This window comes from Lentzea sp. NPDC020367 (genome assembly GCF_044387305.1).
In the GTDB taxonomy this organism is placed as follows: Bacteria; Actinomycetota; Actinomycetes; order Mycobacteriales; family Pseudonocardiaceae; genus Lentzea.
Genome location: NZ_JBIRVV010000009.1, coordinates 146,715 through 166,236 on the forward strand (window position 1 = coordinate 146,715; position 19,522 = coordinate 166,236).

The window sequence follows — 19,522 nt, forward strand, 5'->3', positions numbered from 1 at the left end:
TCCGCCGAGTTTCGAGGGCGTTAGAAGCGTGCTCTGCAGGCCGAGCGCCCATCCAGTGGCTCAGCGTCTGGTGGTGGCTCGACGGCTGGCGCGGAGCGGACGTTCGTGGCGGACCGCCGGTCGCGGATCAGTCATCTTTGGCGAGGAGCGCTTCCGCCACAGTTCGTAGATCTTGGTCGTCAAGCTCGCTGAAACAATCGAGGATGCTCGGGAAAACACGCTCGGCACTGACATTGGCGTCACGGAGAAGCAACGTCCGCATGTGCCTTGCCGTCGCAGGAAGAGGATCAGTGGAAATGTTGGCTGGATTATCGACCGGCAGAGCCGCTCTGACGGCTGCCCGTGTTGCAGAGACCATGTCGCGAGCGGATCGGCCGCGGGCGCAGAGCGACAGAAGGTTTCCCGCGAGGAGCAAGGATCCAATCTCGATAGCGGCACGAGTATTGGGACAGTGCATCACTGAGCCGAATGCTGCCGCATATAGCCAAGCAGCGACCTGATCAGGCTTCTCTCGATGGTAAGTACGCAGGACGTTGCTGGTGAGTGCCGTTGTGTCGATGATGTCAACCCAGGCTTGGGGCTGCATTAGGCTCGACGCGACGTTGGCTGCCTGCAAGTCTTCCTGGCGAGCAATCTTGACGATCTGCGAAAATTCCAGATTCGGGTTGCCGATACGTTCCTGAATAAAGGTATCGAGTGCAGTATTGAAGTCGGTTGTGCTGAGAATGCCTTCCGTTAGAAGATGTTCAAGAACTGCCAAGGTTGAGAACGTGGGCACGCCGAGGGTGCGTATTGCCACGCGGGCAGCGGAATCGTCGCACCATACTGCAATTCTCTTGCTCACGCTAAGCTGCACCACTGAGGCATGAACGTTGAGTCGAAGGCGCTTGTGATCCACGTTGGGCTGTATGGGCTCACGCCGCAGTCTGGTGATCAGAGACTGTGCCGCTGTCAGGCTCGCTCTGGCGGCCGTTACCTGTTCCTCGGTCAGTTCTATCAGTCCAGGAGCATCCGCGTCCGCGTTGTAGTAGAGCGTTCCACCTTGGCGACTGAGAGCCTCGTCGTACTGGCGCGCATCGCGCGCTACTTCCTCGGTTGTGATGCCACGACGAAAGACTGCTAGCCCGCTGCTTTCACGGGGAATTGGCGTGCGGGTGGCTGCTTCATGGAGAAAGGTGCTCTGAGCTGCAAGGATATGGCTTGTCTAGGGCCTTGTCCGTGCGAGTTCGGGAGCACCTTTCTGGTGAGCAAGCCTACCGGGTTCTATCCGTCGTTGACCGTCGACACCGCGGGAACAGGAGTGGTGTCGCAGACGGGTGCGGCGTTGCTGGTCACGACAGCGGGAAAGTCGGGCTGGACCAGGCGTTATCGTCAGCGTTGGGGCGCTGGCGGGCGCCGACCGCGATCCACGACCCAGGAAAGATCCTGTGCGACCTCGCGATCGCGGTCGCTCTGGGCGGTGACTGCCTTGCCGATATCGCGACCGTGAGGTCCGAACCGGGCTTGTTCGGGCTCGTCGCCTCAGATCCGACGGTGTCACGGCTAATCGACATCCTGCCAAGGACGCGGACAAGGCAGTGGCCGTTCTGAACGCAGCCCGCGCGCGAGCACGGGCTGCGGCATGGGCACTGGCCGGCGAACGCTCCCCGGACCATGCCATCGACGCGGACAAACTGTTGATCATCGATCTGGACGCCACCCTGATCACCGCGCACTCCGAGAAGCAGAACGCGGCGCCAACGTTCAAGCGTGGCTTCGGTTTCCATCCGTTGTGCTCGTTCGCCGACCACGGCGCGCAGGGCACCGGCGAACCCCTGTCCATCATGCTGCGGCCGGGTAACGCCGGGTCGAACACCGCCGCCGATCACATCGCGGTGACCCGCAACGCGTTGCGGCAGTTGCCATTCACTGCCAAGGGCGGACGGGTCGGCCGCAAGGTACTCGTCCGCACCGACGCCGCCGGCGGCACTCATGAATTCGTGGAATGGCTGCACGCAAGGAAACTGGGCTACTCGCTAGGGTTCAATCTGCCCGATGACGCTGTCGAACGCCTGGCCCGCATCCCCGCGCAGGCGTGGACCCCGGCCTATGACGACGAACGCATCCCGCGTGACGGGGCGTGGGTCGCCGAGGCCACCGGCGTGCTGGAGATGTCCGGGTGGCCCACAGGCATGCGGGTGATCGTGCGCAAGGAACGCCCGCATCCTGGCGCGCAGTTGCGATTCACCGACGCCGACGGGCTGCGCCTGACCGCGTTCGCCACCAACACGCCCCGCGGGCCGCTCGCCGATCTGGAACTACGCCACCGCCGCCGGGCCCGCGCCGAGGACCGCATCCGCGCCGCCAAGGCCACCGGGCTGACCAACCTGCCCCTGCACGGCTACGCCCACAACCAGATCTGGGTCGCCATCGTCGCCCTCGCCCTTGATCTGACCGCCTGGACTCAGATGCTCGCCTTGAACGGCCACGAAGCCCGCCGCTGGGAACCCAAACGCGTGCGGCTACGCCTGTTCTCCGTCTCCGGACGCATCGCTCGCCACGCCCGGCAAGTCCACCTCCGACTGGCCAGCCACGCACCCTGGGCCGAACTGATCCAGACCGCCTGCCGACGCCTGCACAACCTGCCACAACTGGCCTGACCAGCTAGAACCTGTCCCTGCGAACAAGCACCCACCTCCATCGGGCCGTGGAACCCGACGGCACCCAGCCGACAACGGGCCACTGTGACGACCCCGAACACCGAAAGGAGGACGCCTAACAGCCACCGGACCCGCTCTCAAGCCGGGCCGTCACCCGCACGAAAGATCCGGGTTAGCCACCAACTCTGGAACCCATCCAGTAGGGCAGGTCAGTGTTCTTCGTGATGGAGGTCGGCACCCGCTATGTCCGCATCCTTGGCACTACCACGAACCCTGACGGCCGCTGGAGCACCCAGCAAGCCCGTAACCTCCTTTTGAGTCTGGACGATCGGGTCAACGACTTCCGATTCATGGTTCGTGACAGGGCCGGTCAATTCGCGGCGTCGTTCGATTCCGTACTCGCCGACGCGGGTATCGACGTCGTGAAGATCCCGCCGCGTTGTCCGCGGGCCAACTGCTACGCGGAACGGTTCGTCGGCACCGTCAGACGAGAGCTCACAGACAGGCTGCTCATCGTCAACGAGCATCACCTGAAGTCAGTGCTGAACCGCTATGTGTCCCGCTACAACCACCGACGACCGCACCGGGCGAGGCGCCACACTCCACCGCGACCCGATCGCTCGATCGCAGAGCCAGACTGTCGGTCCGTTCGTCGTCGGCGAGTACGCGGCGGCTTGATCAACGAGTACGAACCTGCAGCTGCTTGATGCGCAGGTCAGACCTATCGGGCCGTGTTTTGGCACCCCACACGCAGCTTCACCAGTCCTCACCAGTCCCCCACCACCGCCCGCGCCGGTCCGCACTGAACCCCTGCCACAGCCAGCCGCGCACTGCGAATGTCCCTACCGCGGCGGACCGGTCACCATCGTCGCACTGCTCACCCCCCGAAGCAGCACGACCACAGATGCCGATCGCAGCACCTGACGGAGTGATCCTCTTCGGCTGCTAACAGCAGCTACGGTGCACATCCCGGCTGGGGCAGTTCGCGGAGCGCCGCTGGCCCTTTCTCGCAGAGCGACATCAGAGGCGATCCGCAAGCAGCTGGCGGCGCTTTCCTCATCGCCGTCGCGATATCGGCGCGTGTGTGGCGGCCACACCCCGAACGTGCTCGTGCGCCTGCTCCGGCTGACCGCGGCGGAGGAAGTCGCGGACTGCCCTGACGAGATCGGTCAGCTCCTGGCTGGTCAGCGACTGCGGCAGGTCGTGGGCCGTGAGGAGTTCCAGTGCATCGCCGGTCTGCCGTACCAGCTCCACAGCCAGTTCTGGGACCGGTTTCTGCTGTTCGAGGTGAACCTCTGTCAACAGGTTCTCGGTATACCTGTTGCGCATCTCGTGGTTCGGGACGACGGTTGCGAGCAACTGGGTTACCCCGTGCAGGTCGAGCAGGTCCCGTGAGCTGTAACGCGCACCAGGAGGTGGCTGGTAAGACACCTGTGCGAGGGTGGGCGCGGAGCTCAGTTTTCTCCCGTCCGGCCGGAGGGTCGCCCGCACGAACGGGTGGCTCTTCGGTCCCGTCAAGTGCCCCCCCGCAGCCGGGACCGGCACAATGCGCCCCACTTCAATCTCGTTGAGCAGGTTCTGCCCGCCGATCTGGTGTAGATGGGCGGTCACTTGATCCCGCAGGAAGTTGGCAGCGAACGTGCCCCGCTCCAGCCCCTTCTCCCGGCCTGCGCCCGCCATGAGCAGCTTGCCCCGGCCGTATCCCACGACGTCGAGAACCGGGAGACTGACGTTGTCGATGTGGTGCTCGAACGCCAGTTCGGCCACCTTGCGGGCCAACTGCCGGAACGGTTCGAGGCTCGTCGAGTTCAGGTCGATCTCGCCCTTCTTGTGCTCGAACAGGACCAGGTCCGACACCACTTCGGTACCTGACGTCCGGGGGTGCTCGTACGCGGCTACCGGCACCAAGCGCGCGGGTCTGACCAGCACCCCAGCAGTCTGGTCCCATTCCGCCTTGCCAGTCACGACATATCGCGAACGCGCGTCTTTGGGCGGGTTCAAGCCATACCAGGCCCCTCTGCGCCGCTCGGCGTCGATGACTCTGGTGACGCGAGCGGCGAGTGGGCTGTCCGCCAGCGAGTACAACGCAGCCAACCAGACAAAGTCTGCCGCGTTCGGACTGAAGGGCAGTGCGCTGGTGACGCCCACCAGATCTAGAGTGCCGTCGCGTTCGACGCCATCCGCCAGGAACTTGACCCACCTGTCCGCATGCGACGCTACGCTGGCGATCCACTCGTCGCCGCCGAACTCTAAATCATGCGAGAGCGGCCTAGACGAGTCGACGCCCATCTGGCGCATGACTTTGCCGAGCCGCACCTGGGCGTTGCCCACGGTCGTCCAGACGCCGCGGTCGAAGATCGCAGTTCTGTGACCCATCCCGTCGATCGTGTAAGTGTTGCCGACCGGGACGATCGGTCCTGTGGGCGCGTGCACGACCAGACTGACACTGCTGAGTATTCCCTCGTAGAAGCCCAATGCCAGCGCGTTGTCGCCCGGTGTGGAGCTGACCGCGCAGGAGATCAGCGTGACCGAGCTGTAGGTCCACGATTCACGGAACACCCTCAAGTCGCGTATCAGCCGCGCGAGTTGCCTACCGGTCAGCCGCCGAACGGATCCGTCCGAGTAGGTGACGCTGGCCAAGGAGCCGTCACCGTGCACGTCCACGAAGAACGTCTTCCGGCGACCTGTGTCCCCGGTCCATGGCCCCTTCACTTCGCGTATGTGCCGTTGGCGTTCCGCCGGTGACATCGCGGCGAACGAGCCGTAGTCGGTATCGACCAGCAGCGAGGTGTTCCGGTCTGCGACCTCGGACCGCGCCCATTGCTGGGCGCGCGCCAGTTCCTGGCCTGTCATGAAGCTGACGCCGATGACCACGCCGCGCCGGTCGAGCAGCGGCCGGTAGTTGGGCTCCGGCTCACGGCTGTAGGTGGGTCCCTGTGCGGATCCCCTGCGGTCGCCGGTCGGGACAAGGGACACGTTCGTCGACGCCGTGTCTCCGTAGGCGGGCGGTGGATCACTCGAACTGCGCGCGCCGGGTGGAGCGGACCGGGCGACAGAAGTCGGCCACTCACCGTCCGAACGGAACCCGCTCGGCTGGGCGACGCCGGCCAGTTCCGAGGCGGGCTCCGGGGTCATCGGCAGGGCGTCGACCGCGACAGTGCCGTTCGGGTCCAGCAGCACGGCCTGAACGTCCACACGATGTGGCATGTCGCCGGTATCGACTACCCGATCGCCCGGTGCTCGCCGCAGATCCACCAGCATTGGCGCCAGGGTTGTCGGTGTAAACCCGTCGGCGGCCGCATCCGCGACGACGGTCTCGACCCCATCGACGTTACCGCCGCTGGTCAGGTCGCCTCTGGTCAGGTCGTCACCGAGAGCCTGGAGGGGGTAGTGCTGGGAGGAGGCGAACGCGGCGAGGTCCTGGACGGGTGGGTCGACAGGCACAGCGTGGGGGTGAGGGCCCGCACCAGAGATAACCGCCGGATCCAGGAAGAAGCCAGAGGCCAGGTCCATGTCGGTGAGGTCCATGCCGGTGAAGTGCTGCCCGGTGTGGTCGAGGCCGGTGTGGTTCTGCCACAGCGTATTCGGGGCGGTGGAGTTCGGGTTGGGTTCGGCGGGGCCCTGGCCGGGCAGTGGGGAGGGCCAGCGCTGGTGTTCGTGTTCGTCGTCGGTGGTGGGGTCTGGTTGGTGGTTGAACGTCAGCTGTGGTCCGGTGTGGGAATGGGCGAATATGGGTCCCGGCGGGGGGTGTGGTGTGTGTTCGCCATGACGGCTGGTCACTGCCGGTGTGGGTGCCGTGTCGGTTTCATCGCCGGTATGAGGGCGCGGGACGGGAGCACCAGCGGGCCCGCTGGTGGCGGGCGTGGAGATGGTGATCCGTACCCGGTACAGGCGCCACTGCAGATCGCTGACATTGTCCGGCCGGGTGTGTGCCGGAAGGGGGCCCACACGGACATTCAGAAGGCGCTTCGGCTGATCCGCCTGTTCTCTCGCCCACTCGGTGAGTTCGGCGGCCACGATCGCTGCGTGCGGGGTGCTCGCCGCGCCCTCCACCGTGACTGTCCGGTCCTTTCGTTTGTCCTTCCGAGTCAGCAGGGTGGCCACGGTATCGATCATGTCGGTGAACCGCGACCGCCATGGTGTCAGGACACTGTCGTGCCAGTCCTGGTTTACAGGCAGCAGCACGTCCCAGCTCCGGGTCGTACCCGGCACGGCCACGACCTCGACATCAGCCGACATCGACGTCCGGCTGAACCAGTAGGATGTCAGCAGTTCCAGCACCTCGATCCCGCCACCGTCCTGACCAGGATGATGGACGATCTCGACGCCGACCAGGGCCTGCGCGATCCACTCAGACCGGGCACCGGCACGCGGACGGAGCTGTCTGGCGAGTTCGTCGACGAGCCAGTCACGCACGATACGTGCCTGGCCCCCCACCCCGAACTCGGTGCCCGAGACCCGCACCAGCAAACGGTTGTCAACAGAGATGATCTCCCCGGAGGCGTCGGCCTCCCCACTGGAGTCGGCCCGCTCGAGACCGGCCCGCTCGAAATCCAGGCCCTCCACCAGTCGGCCCACGACCGTCTTCAGCCGGAAAACCTGCTCCGACGACAGCCCATTCCCGCTCACCTCGACCGGCTCCGGCAGATAAACAGGGTGCTCATCGTGGCGCATCCCATCACGACGCAGGAGACCGTCCGGCCCGCCGGACGCGCCCACGGGCTCGGTGGCCAGCCAGTGATCCACACCCTCACCCCTGGCACCACCGAGATACACCAGATCGATCACGCCCGCGCTGGAGGCCTCGGCCGCCGGCACCGGCTCGGTGACACTGCCATCGTGGTTGTGCACACGAATGACCACACCGAGCGCCCGGGCTGCGATATAGGGAATGTGATCACCCAGGTCGTGGGCATAGAAACCGTCCGACTGCACCAGAGCAATGAACCGCTCACGCTGCGCCGCCGTGGGACCCGCACCAGCGTCCTCGAGACCGGCCATGTCCACATCCCCAGACCCGGCACCCCCCGAACCAGCCGGGCCCGCGACCTCCAATTGCGCCACATCACTGTCCAGAACCTCACCCCAGATCCGCCTGTGCCCCGCCGGCAACAGCAGATCCGCCCGCAACGCATCCGCCCGCAACGCATCCGCCAGCCGCCTCCGCAACGACGACGCCGACAAGGCACGCCCCTGCTCGTCGACCAGACCCGCGGTACGGATCACAGCATGCATAAAACAATCACCATCAGCGGCAACATCCACCCACCGCAACCCCGCACGCACCAACCCCCTCTCCTGCCACAACGTCACCCCAGAGAATCCAGGCTCAACTGGGATCAGATACCCATACCCGGCATCGATCAGCGCCTGCCTCTCGTTGCCACCTACGTTCTTCAACGCCCCGCGATTGAGCCTGCCTAGACGCGATCCGAGTGCGACATTTCGACCACCCACCAGGACTGTGTAACCAGTAGGAGGTAGGCCTCTCTTGTCATTAATGAGGTTGGGTAGCTCGTTCCTTTCTTTGGCTTTTTCCAAGACTTTCGCCCACTCGGCGTCGGTTATTCTGGTGGAGGTGTGGGATTTTTTTGCGGGTGGCTGGGCAGGGTTGTCGGTGGGGTTGGGCCGCTTTCGGTTCCGGGCAGGGTTCTGTTGTCCGGTGTCTGTGTTGTTCTGTCCTGAGCGGGACCCGCCTGGTCCTTGGTTCTCGCCGCTGCCGGAGCGTTTGCCCGCCGTTGTGGCGGAGGCCGTAGTTGCGGCTGTCGCGCGGGCCGGGTAGGCAGTCCTGCCATCGCCAGTGGAAGGGGTGGTCATCGACTCGTGACCGGAGGAACGTGACAGGCCGTGAGCGGCGAAGGCCTGCTCATTGCCGGTGGCCTCGGTCCCGAGGGTCTGCGAGGACTGTCTCACCTGGTTCGCGGCGTTCTGGACCATCGATTCGGCCGCGTCTTCTCCGTGTGCGTCCCGGGTGTGCTCGAAGTCCGCCCGCAGCTGCGTGAGATACATCTCGCGGGACGTGTCGTCCATCGGGGTCGCCGCCAGCAGCGCGGCCACGCCATACCGCTCGAGAACCTCGTCTGCCGTAGCGCGTGCACCGGGTGCCTGGCCGACAAATCCGCGGTACGGGCGATACGACGGAATCAGCGGATCCGGCAGCTTCTCGATCCGTACGTACGGCTTCCCTCTGTCACCGGGCAGCTGTCCGCCCTCACGGGGAACCAGAATGATGGATTTCCCGTCCAGCTTCTCGCCTATTTCTTCCCCGGCAATTCTCCTGGCAGGGAACCAAAATCTTGCGCGAAGCTCCTCGGCCGCGGCGACCGCGCGCTTCAAAGGACCGTTTTCTACGAATTTTTTTGTCCGCCAGGAACTGCGATATCTATCGATCGCTTCGTGAGCGGAGCTGGTCACCTGGAAAACCGGGAGCGACACGTCGTCGAAGTGATGTTCCAGCGCGATGCGAACCACGGCGAGGGTCACTTCATCGAGTTTTTCGCTCTCTTCACTGAAAGGAATGTGATCACGTGCATAAATTTTGGGGTCGATAGTGACCCGGAACGCCTGCGAGTCCGCGTCGGCGTTGCTGAATCGGTTGGATTCGAACTCGCCGACTCGTATCAGGCGCATGGGCCGGCGCACCACGCCTGCTTCGTCGTCCCATCTGCCGTTTCCGGTCACGCCGTACCTGGCGCGTGCTCTCCGGTCCAGCTCGACCCTCTTCCACTTGCCGGACTGGGCGTCTTTGTAAATATCGACGACCGTATTGACGTATTCATTGTCGGTGGTTAGGGCGAGGGAGTGCAGCGCGGCCGGCACGACATACTCGCGCACATCAGCCTCGACGCCCAGGAAGCGGGTATCGATCATCCGGCTCAGGCCCATCAGATCGATCGCCCCGCCGTTCACGGCGATGCGCTCCAGCAGGAAATCGACGGCCTGTTTCGTCGACCATGCCAATCCTTCGAGCCACTCGTCGTGCGACAGCCCGGAGAAGTCGCGGGATGGCCGCCTCCCGTCAGGACGGACATGTGCGGCCAAGACCGCGATGTTCTTGATCAGAGAGTCGCGATCGCCTTCGCCGGGCACCATATGCGCGCGCCAAGTGTATTCGCGCCCTTGGAACTGTTCGACCTCAGCCTGCCCGTATGCGTTATAGCTGAGGCGAGATTGCGGGGTCAGGTCCAGCACCGTCCCCGCCGTGTTCCTCGAAATCCGTGTTTTGACGTGCCTGACAGATGAGGCGGGCGGGCCACTCGCCAGAATCCGCAGCGCGGCCGGCACAACGTACGCGCGCACATCGGCAACGGAAAGGGAATCGAGCTCAATTCTGTCGAGACTCGACAGATCGAGCGTCCCGTCTCTCCGGATGCCCGCCTGCAGGTGCGCGACCACTTTCAACACATTCGACTGCAGGTGATCTTTCCGTTTCTCGCTGAACCTACCGGGGAACTCTCTGCGTCGATCTCCGGACATGGCCGGGACGACCGCGGCGAGGACCGCGTCGACCACCTCCTTATGAGCACTGGCGGTGACCCAGGAACCTCCCTCGAAGATCGTCATCTTTCCCGCCAGCTCCGGGAGGTCGCCGTAGGCATCGCCGACCGGGACGACCGGCGCGGTCGGAGCGTGCACCACATTCACCGGGTCGGCGCCATGGAGGAAGTCCCGCACCAGCGCGTCCCCGGCCGACTGAGCTCCGGCACTGCACGAAATCAGTGTGACCGAGAAATCTTCGGTCAACCTGAACGTGGAAACCACGAATCTCGCCAGCTCGCCGCCGCTCAAGCGAACGGCAGAACCGTCAGTCTTCGTGACGGTGACACTCGAACCGTCACCGTGCGCGTCGACAAAGAAGGTCTTCGATTTTCCGTCGCGCCCCCACTCCCACGGCGCCACGCTCTCCCGCCTGTGCGACACACGCTTTTCCGGCGGCAACCCAGCGTATTTCTGATAATCGATATCCACCGAGACGGAGTGAGTACGTTCAGAAGCAGAAACCCACTGCGTGACACGATCAAACTCATCACCGGCGAGGAAACTGACACCGACCAGAGCGCCGGACCTGTCACGCAACTTCGTGTAACGGAATTCGGCGGGCGACAGCGGCCCCACCCGCCGGGAAGACGAACCACGTACCGGCCCGGTAAGACGACCAGACCGCGCGCCAGGCGGCAAACCATGCCCCGAACCAGCACCCGGCTTCACGGTCACATCCGTGTCCCCGCCATCCGCGAGAACACCCGCATCCACGCCCGCGGCCCTGGACCCGGCGGCACCGTCGCCGGCCGCGACATCACCGCCCGAGGTGACGGACCCCCGTTCGAACGCCACTTCCAGACCACCGGCACTCCCACCCAGCACACCCACACCGGACCCACCGGACCCACCGGACCCACCGGCCAGCCCAGCACCAGGCCCCACCACACCAACCCTGTCGACCGGCACCACGCCAGCCGCCTCCACATCCCCCCTCGACACCGGACCAGATGACACCCGACCCGACCCGGTCACGCCACCCGTGCTCGGAGCACCCGCCACGGAAGTGCTCACCGGACCAGCCGCAACGACACCCGACGACACCGGCGACACCCCGGCCAGACCCGCCGACACGTCCCGCCCCTGCAGCGACGGCCCCGCCACACTCACCACCGGCCCAGACGCAGACACCACCGGCGCAGGCACGACAGGCGCAGACACCACCGGCTCCACAACGGAGGAGGAGAAGGAGGAAGAAGACACCCCCGCGCGCTCGTCACGCTCACCTGCCGAACCCTGCGTGCCCGGCATGCCCGAAGAACTGCCCGGCGTGCCCGAAGAACTGTGCGCCTGGGCACCAGACGTGACCGGGGTGCTCGCCGAGGACGGGCCCTGAAATGCCCGCGTGCCGCCCCCCACACCCCCGATAACCGCGGCAGGCCCGGTAACCCCGGTAGCCGCGGGCCCGGTCGTCGCGGTGTAGGCCGGCGGTGGTGTGCCCTGCCCGGCATTCCCCGCCGCATAGGCGGGCAGCCACTCGTCGAACTCCCCGCCACCATCTCCAGCCATACCGCCGTATCCGGGTTTGTCGTCGTATCCGGGTGGGGCTCCGCCCGCGCTGCCGCTGCCGGTACCGGTGTCGACAGTGATCCGGCCGGGCTTGCCCGGCCCGTCCTGCCCGAGCCTGGGGTCGTTCTTCCAGCTGTGCAGCGCGGCCATACCGGCGCCGGTCACGACACCGTTGACCATCCCCTTCCAGATATCGCCGGGATCGCCGCCAGCCGGAATCGTGATCGCACCGACGAACACCTCCGTGGCGCCCCCGATACCGCCCGCGGTCACCCAGTGACCAGCCCAGCCCGGCCTGAACACCATCACGCCACCACGCAGCAGACCCGCGAACGCACCCGCCGCCGCCCCGTACTTGAACGAATCGACCGTGCTCTGCCAGTTCCAGGCCTTGTCACTCTCGATGTTCTGCCAGACCTGGACGATCCCGTCCTGCACGACCTCCTCGAACCCCTCGTCCAACGCCTCCTTGCCCATGTGATAAACGATGGAACCGACAACGTCGGCGGGCGTCAGCCTCGCAAGCCGATCAAGATCGAGACCAGCAGACTTGGCCACGGCGGACACGGTCTTGCCGCCCACCTGATGCACGACATCATCGGCCAGCTTCGGCACAACGACATCATCAAGCTTGCGGCCCGCAAGCCTTGCCGCGGCGGACGCGATCACGTCGCCCGCCTGCTTCATCCAGGCCCGCAGATGCTTCAGAATCGTCGACACGAAGTCCTGCATCGCCTTGACAAAAGCCGGAGCAGCCGGAGCCGTGAAAGGGTTGTACAACAACATCAAAAGCTCGAACGCCGTATAGATCATCATGATGATGGTCGAGATCTTCGCGCCCTGGACGTTCAGCGAGAAATCCCTCGCCATCCCCGCCAGCTCACGCGCACCCAGCGCATAGTCCGCCGGCAGCTGCGCCAGCTTCTCCCCATAACGCCAGAACGCACGACCCACCGTCGAATCGACATGACCCATTACATCCCGCAACGCCACCGCGAGATTGCCGACCGAACCATCAAGATCATCCGCGATCTCGAGCAACGCCTCATAAATCTGCCAGGCATCACCCTCCATGCCCGGCGGCCAATCACCACCCGCAAGAATGATGAAAATCCAGTTGAGCTCAGGAGGAACCGTCATGTTGCCATGAACAGCCACCGCTCACCCCCTGTCACACAACGAGAAACCGACCAGGACAAACCACCGACCGGCACCCACGTCCCGCAACACGCTCACCAGCGCCGCGAACCACACCCCGCCACCCGGCACACGCCGATGCCCTCGACGAAGCGACGACCACCCCCAACAAACTGGAGCAGTGGATAGCGGCAGGCAAGCCGCCCCACCACACAGTGCACCGCCGAGTCACAAGAAGTGCCCATCCAGGCACACTGGACGGCAAACACGAGCGGCCTGGGTCTGTCAAACACACGAACGGCTCTGGCTCGTAGTCGGTGGTGACGGCAAGTAGCTGTTCGCGATCATGATCTTGTGGTGTCTGTCGATTCCCTTGTGGGGACTGTGTTCTCCGGACTGTCTGCGTTGGTCATCGAGGACGTGACGGAGGGCAGTGGCATGGTGGTGCTCGCGGCCCGCACTCGGGATGTGGCCGTGCCGTGTCCGGTCTGCGGGATTGCGACGGCGAAGGTGCATGGGTATCACCAGCGGACGGTGAAGGACGTGCCGGTCGATGGCCGCCAGGTCGTCGTCCGCCTGCGCGTACGGCGGCTGGTCTGCCTGGCTCGGGACTGCCCGCGGCAGACGTTCCGGGAACAGATTCCCGGCCTGCTGGAACGCCATCAGCGCCGCACGGTGCGGCTTGTCCGACTGATTTCCCATGTGGCGCGAGAGTTATGTGGCCGGGCGGCGGCACGCCTGGCCGGCTTGCTCGCTGTGCCCATGTCCCGCAGCACCGCGTTGCGCCGTCTGCGGCGCCTGCCGCTGCCCCGGTTGACGATTCCGCGGGTGATCGGCGTGGACGACTTCGCCCTGCGTCGCCGCCAGCGCTACGCCACGATCATCATCGACGCCGAGACCGGGCGACGTGTCGCGGTCCTGCCCGGTCGCGACGCGGCCACCCTGGAGTCGTGGCTGCGCGAGCACCCCGATGTCGAGGTCGTGTGCAGGGACGGCTCGGCCACTTACGCCGAAGCTGTCCGCCGGGCCCTGCCCGGCGCGGTGCAGGTCAGCGATCGATGGCACCTGTGGCGCAATCTCTGTGACAAGGTTTTGCTCGAGGTCCGCGCGCACGCCGGATGCTGGGCCACCGTCAACCCGCCCCGCCCAGGCGGCGTTCACGAGCAGACCATCCGCGAACGCTGGAACAAGGTCCACGATCTACTCGGTCACGGGGTCGGTCTGCTCGACTGCTCCCGCCGCCTCGGCGTGGCTTTGAGCACGGTCAAACGCTACGCCCGCATGCCCGAGCCCCAGGCTCTGCGCATCACTCCGACCTACCGCACGACCCTGGTCGACCCTTACCGCGACCATCTGCGCGCCCGCCGCGCCGCCGATCCCGCAGTTCCCGCTACTCACTTACTCGCGGAAATCCGGGATCTGGGCTACACCGGCAGCGCCAACCTGTTGATCCGCTACCTCAACCAGGGCCGCGCCGAAGGGGACCGCCCTGTCACGACCGCCCGTCACGCAAGCCATCTCATGCTCACTAACCCTGAGAACCTGCGTCCAAAGGACACGGCTCTGCTGGAGAAGATCGCTGCGTCCTGCCCGGAGATGACCGCACTCGCCAATCTGGTATCCGGCTTCGCCGCCCTGCTGAAACCGGCCGCGGGCAACGACGTGAAGCTCACCGAATGGATCGCGCAGGCCCGCACCGCTGATCTGCCGCATCTACGCAGTCTCACCAACGGTCTCGAGATCGACCGGTCCGCTGTGGACAGTGCTGTCACCTTGCCCTACCACAACGGCCGCACCGAAGGCGCCAACACCCGCACCAAGAGGATCATGAGACAGATGCACGGACGCGCCGGATTCAACCTTCTCCGCCACCGCATCCTTCTACCCTGACAGCCACTCCACGTCACCACCGACTACGAGCCAGAGCCGTTCGTGTGTTTGACAGACCCGCGGAGGTCGGCGGGGCGAGGTTGTGGTCGTCGACATCGTTGGTGATCATGTGTCAGATGGTGGATAGATCCTGCGGCTGACGTCAGCGCTGGGGAACGAACGTCTTGTCCACCACGGACTGTCCAGTCAGGCCGCGTCTTTGACGAACCACGATCGCATGGCTGGCAGGTCGTCACAACCGCGCCGCGCCGATCTCGCTGCTCATATCTGCGAGGGTATCGCCGGGCCGTTCCTCGTCACCCTCGGCGACAACCCCGAACGCCTGAGCAGCTGGGGCTCGCAGCCAGGGCGTAACCGCACAGGACCGGTACCTTTCAGACAGCCGAGGGCCAACTGATTGCCTTGCTGTCGGCGAAGCTGCGACTGATGATGACTCGTTTGATGTCACCGCATCGCTGAAATGACTCCGAGAATATTGCGGATAAGCGTTTCGGACGACTGCTCAGTCGAGCAAGGCGACGGCGCTGTACCAGAGCGGACCGGGATTGATGCGATCCGGGTGCCGCGAAATCATTTCATCGAAGAACACGCGTGGGCTGGGTTTGGCAGCCAGCAGCTCGCGCACGTCGAGCAGGTAGCGGCGGGTTTGCTCCACAACAGCTGGATCATCAGGTAGATCGACGTTCTTGTGCCCGGCCACGACCGCTTTAGGGGCAAGTCCGGCGACGACGTCCAGCGCATCGAGCCACTCCTGCAGCCCGGTGTTGCCGATTTCCAGCAGCATCTGGTGAACGCCGTTGTAAGCGACGTCTCCGGCTACGACCAGATCAAGCTTGGGGACGTGGAGGACCGTAGTGTCGTCTGTGTCGCTGTGACCAACTTCGATCGGTAGCAACTTGTGACCCTCGAGGTCGATGCCCGATGTCGGCGCGGGTTGAGCGAGAACGGGAACATCATCGATCAGGCCAGGGAAGAGTTTGTCCCATGTGTCGTGCCGGTTCTTCACTTGCGCGTGCATGAGTCGAATGGTGCCCTCGGTGGCATAGACGGCCGCGCCCGGAAAACGCTCGAGCAGTTGTGCCGTGCCGAACCAGTGGTCACCATGGCCGTGCGTGACATAAATCGCCGTGAGTCGTGTTCCTGAGGCGGCGATCCGGTCTGCCAGCCGTCTGGTCTGTTCAGCAGTCCACGAAGGGTCAACCAGCACGGAGTCGTGTCGGCCCCGGATCAGGGTGGATGATACCGGCGACGAGACGATCCCACTGCCGTCGGGAAGCCTCAATTCCGTCCTCCGAGGTACGCCCGGAGACACGAAGACCTCATACGACAGTTCATTGTGAATTGCGTTCATGTGATCTCCAAATTGACTTATTTGCTGTCGCCGGCACGTTTGCGTGCGCGATAGGCCCGCAGGTTGGCTTGGTTGCCGCACAGCTTGACAGAGTCCCAAACCCCGCTGTTGTTGCGGGAACGGTCGTAGAACGCGCCTTGGCAGCGGGGATTTCGGCACACCTTGAGGCGGTGCCAGGTGCCGGCACCTTGACCGTGTTCGATCGCGATGAGAGTGAGCGCCGCGATCTGCCGCCATCCGGTTCCGCGGGGCGCTAGAGACACATTGCCGTCTGTGTCCAACTGGGCGGCAACTGCGAAGCTGTGAATCAATGGCACGACTGCGGTGTTTGACGGTGTCTGCTCGGGCTCGGTGTCATCATCGTCGGCGTGGCGCATGACCGCAACGTGGATATCCGTGCGGAAGTTGCGCAGTGGTTCTAGGTCGGTTTCGTCGAGCTGTACCTGGGGAAGGCGCATGCCAGTGTGGGCCGACCACGCCTCCAGAGCATCATCAAGCCATTCCTGCGCTAGCTGCAATTCAGCGAGCAGGTCAGGTTTGCGAGGCCGCCCGGCAGAACGAGTGTTGAGCAGGTTGTGCACGAAGCCCAAAGTATCCGGCGCTGGCTGCAGCTCGTAGCGTTCCGTTGCCGTCCACGTCATTCCGATGTGCTCCTGTTGTGATTGGACAGATGCTGTTCGAACCAGTCGAGCGCGGCGCGGCTGGCGCGCTCGAATTGGCCAGCGTAAGGATCGAAATGCCCACCGGGCAACAGCGCCAGCCGCTTCGGTTCCAACGCTCGCTCGTAGGCCGCGAGCTCTGCATCAGTCAAGGCAATGGTGTCGTGGGTGCTCACGATCATCAGCAGTGGGGTCGGCGACACGCGGGTGATCCAGCTGCCTGGTTCGTACATCTTGGAGTTGCGACTGGAGCGGACAGTGACCTTGTTCTCCCAGACAACTCCGTCGGGCATCAGCTGCTCGTACATCGCGATCGCGGCCGGATCTCGGAACGTGGCGGGCACCGCCGGGTCAGCGCTGACCAGCGCTTGGTAGCCGGGGCCCTCACCACGAAACTGAGCACGCTCGTCCTCTTCGAGGACTGCCTCGAGCGCCGCGATGTTCTGCGGTGGCACGCGACGAAGAGCCGCGGCGTAGCCGCTGATGGTCGGAACCTGCGCCACCACTGTCCGCAGCCGGCGGTCGGTAGCGCCCAGCACAATGGCGTGACCGCCGGAGTAGCTGGTGCCCCAGATCCCGATCCGCGCGGGGTCGACCTCCGGGCGGGCCTCCAGGTACGAGATGACCCTCCGCCAGTCCTCGATCTGCCGCCACGGGTCAATGTCGTGCCGAGGCTCCCCTTCGCTGGCGCCGAATCCCCGGTGGTCATGGGTCAACGTGACAAAGCCGGCGCGAGCAAAAACCGCGGCGAAGTTCAATACAGCGTGCTCCTTCACTCCGCCGTATCCCGGTGACAGCGTGATCGCCGGGTGTGGTCCCGGACATGACGGCCGGTACAACGTGCCGCTGAGCGTCTGACCGCCTTCGGCGGGAACTTCGACCGTGCCGGCTTCGAACTCGATGCTTGCGCTCTCACTCATCGTTGGTCTCCTCTAGCGGCTCTGCACGCCGAGGCCATCGGGTCGTGCTGAACGGTGCATCACTGCACCCATACGACATGACTGTACATCACTTGACTCTGTCATGCTTCATGAAGCACACGCCTTTAAACGTCACCTGTGCACGTCGAGGGTTCAGTTTTCAAGGTGCGCCTGTGGCGGCCGCCACGGACGGGCCGCCTTGCGTGAAATGATCCATAGTGTTTTACTTATGTCGCAAGGCTCGTTCAGGTGCATCCTGGCGGCGCAGCCGTCCTAGGTGTGAGTTGTCGCCTGTCCAGTGGAGCCGGCAAGCAATATTGATGATCTTTCGCCTGAAGCGAGGTACTCCTATGCGTGCGATCAAGTACGACCGATTCGGCGGTTACGACGTGCTGACGCCGGCTGACGTACCAGTCCCGACGCCCGAACCCGGCCATGCGCTCGTCCGTGTCACCCTGGCTGGAGTGACCCCGCTCGACGACACGGTCCGACAGGGCAAGCTCCCCGCCGCAGCTGTCAAGCCTCTACCAATCAGGCCTGGCGGACAGGGCGTGGGCGTCCTCGTCGATCCCGGCGCGAGTTCGTTGCCCGTGAACAGTCGCGTGGTGCTCAGCGGCGGCCGTTACGGCGTCAGCGCCGACGGGACGTGGGCAGAGTACGTCGCTGTCGATCCGCAGCACCTCGTGCCGATTCCGGACGGTGTGGACGACACCGTCGTGGCCGCTCTCGCCACCGGAGCCGGCTATCTCACGGCCTATCTCGCACTCACCGAGCTCGCGGGATTCCAGAGTGGACAGACCGTGCTAGCTCCCGGCGTGGGCGGTTCGGTCGGGCAGGGCGGAGTGGGCGTCGCGCGCGTGCTCGGCGCAGCGAAGGCGATCACCACCGCCACCAGCGCGGCGAAGGCCGAACGTGGCCGAGCGGAAGGGTTCGAAGTGATCGACCTGTCCACAGAATCGCTGAGCGACGGCGTCCGACGACTCACTGACGGCAAAGGCGTGGACGTCGTCCTCGACGGTGTCGCAGGCCCGCTGACCGGTGACGCCTTGTCCGCACTCGCCGTGGACGGCACCCTGATCAGCATCGGCTACACCGCGGGCACACGCAGCACCATCGATGTCACCGACCTCATCTGGAAGAACGCCCACATTCACGGGTTCCGCTTTGCCCTGTTCACCGCGGAGCAGATCAACGCCGCGAATGCGCACCTGCTGAACCTGTTGGTTCGCAAGGAGATCACTCCGCTTGTCGACCGAGTGTTCGCTCTGGAGCAAGCAGCCGAAGCTCAGCGTCACCTCAACGAGGGAAGTCCCTTCGGGCGCGTGCTGCTCGCCGTGTAACCGATGTCTCCCAGCATCTTCATTCTCGCAGGTTATGCGTGCATCCACGCCCGCCAAGTCAGAACAGATGCTCCTGTCTCAGCTTGAGCTTCAACTTTTGATGTCTGTTTTGCGGTCTTGCGGGCGTGGTGTTGGGCTGGAGGCAGGTTCGTAACCGGTCGGGCGCCCAGGACCGGGGCGACAGGATTTGGTACGTTAGCGGGCGGCTCGATCGCCGGTCAGACGGCACGAAGTCCTCGATGGACCCGAGTCCTGAACAACCGAGCGGGCGTTTCCAGGGGCGGCGCTGGCACCTACGAGCACGCGGCCCGACCTGGGCTGGGCGTAGACGGCGATCATCAGCGAGATCCACCGATCCGTCGCGTGTGGGTTGCAGACGCGAGGCCTGGTCCCGCCCAGGGGCCGTTGAGGAACCGCATGTGTGTTCCAGGTCGAATCGGCGTAGGAACGTCTGCCACAACTGATCCGCCTGACTGCCGCGACTGTTTCCTTTGTGACACCGGATTGCTACAACTACAACGGTTTCGGGCTGGCGGGT

8 protein-coding genes and 1 pseudogene are annotated in these 19,522 nt (G+C 64.7%); 4 read left to right on the forward strand and 5 right to left on the reverse strand.

Annotated elements, in window-relative coordinates:
- Positions 1-127: 127 nt before the first annotated feature.
- On the reverse strand, positions 128-844 hold the full coding sequence (locus ACH413_RS33050) for a hypothetical protein (protein ID WP_360047444.1): 717 nt from the start codon (positions 842-844) through the stop codon (positions 128-130).
- Positions 845-1,243: 399 nt separating this feature from the next.
- Between ACH413_RS33050 and ACH413_RS33055 the strand changes: the two are divergent.
- Both ACH413_RS33055 and ACH413_RS33060 read left to right on the forward strand, forming a co-directional pair.
- A pseudogene (locus ACH413_RS33055) lies at positions 1,244-2,639 on the forward strand (IS1380 family transposase).
- A gap of 212 nt (positions 2,640-2,851) precedes the next feature.
- Positions 2,852-3,346: an integrase core domain-containing protein gene (locus ACH413_RS33060; protein ID WP_360047443.1), complete on the forward strand. Its 495-nt coding sequence runs from the start codon at positions 2,852-2,854 to the stop codon at positions 3,344-3,346.
- A gap of 349 nt (positions 3,347-3,695) precedes the next feature.
- Here the strand turns inward: ACH413_RS33060 and ACH413_RS33065 are convergent, their stop codons facing one another.
- Complete coding sequence (locus tag ACH413_RS33065) at positions 3,696-12,845, reverse strand: hypothetical protein (RefSeq protein WP_360047442.1); 9,150 nt, start codon at positions 12,843-12,845, stop codon at positions 3,696-3,698.
- Positions 12,846-13,208: 363 nt separating this feature from the next.
- On the opposite strand from ACH413_RS33065, the gene ACH413_RS33070 reads away from it, so the two are divergent.
- Entirely contained in the window at positions 13,209-14,714 is a 1,506-nt protein-coding gene (locus ACH413_RS33070; RefSeq protein WP_360047466.1) for an ISL3 family transposase, read from the forward strand.
- 502 nt (positions 14,715-15,216) lie between these two features.
- Here the strand turns inward: ACH413_RS33070 and ACH413_RS33075 are convergent.
- The 3 genes from ACH413_RS33075 to ACH413_RS33085 are packed head-to-tail and all read right to left on the reverse strand — an operon-like array spanning position 15,217 to position 17,644.
- Complete coding sequence (locus tag ACH413_RS33075) at positions 15,217-16,065, reverse strand: MBL fold metallo-hydrolase (protein WP_360047441.1); 849 nt, start codon at positions 16,063-16,065, stop codon at positions 15,217-15,219.
- A gap of 17 nt (positions 16,066-16,082) precedes the next feature.
- Complete coding sequence (locus ACH413_RS33080; protein WP_360047440.1) at positions 16,083-16,706, reverse strand: CGNR zinc finger domain-containing protein; 624 nt, start codon at positions 16,704-16,706, stop codon at positions 16,083-16,085.
- Positions 16,703-17,644 (reverse strand): alpha/beta hydrolase, encoded by a 942-nt coding sequence (locus ACH413_RS33085; protein WP_360047439.1) that lies wholly within the window; start codon positions 17,642-17,644, stop codon positions 16,703-16,705. Before ACH413_RS33085 ends, ACH413_RS33080 begins: the two co-directional genes overlap by 4 nt.
- Positions 17,645-17,994: 350 nt before the next feature.
- Here ACH413_RS33085 and ACH413_RS33090 point away from each other — a divergent pair, with 350 nt between their 5' ends.
- Complete coding sequence (locus ACH413_RS33090; protein WP_396425393.1) at positions 17,995-18,984, forward strand: zinc-binding alcohol dehydrogenase family protein; 990 nt, start codon at positions 17,995-17,997, stop codon at positions 18,982-18,984.
- The last annotated feature ends 538 nt before the right edge of the window (positions 18,985-19,522 follow it).

Excerpts from the sequence above, each read along its gene's own strand:
- ACH413_RS33075 (WP_360047441.1), bottom strand. The coding sequence starts at position 16,065 with ATGAACGCAATTCACAATGAACTGTCGTATGAGGTCTTCGTGTCTCCG.
- ACH413_RS33085 (WP_360047439.1), bottom strand. The coding sequence starts at position 17,644 with ATGAGTGAGAGCGCAAGCATCGAGTTCGAAGCCGGCACGGTCGAAGTT.
- ACH413_RS33090 (WP_396425393.1), top strand. The coding sequence starts at position 17,995 with ATGCGTGCGATCAAGTACGACCGATTCGGCGGTTACGACGTGCTGACG.
- ACH413_RS33080 (WP_360047440.1), bottom strand. The coding sequence starts at position 16,706 with ATGACGTGGACGGCAACGGAACGCTACGAGCTGCAGCCAGCGCCGGAT.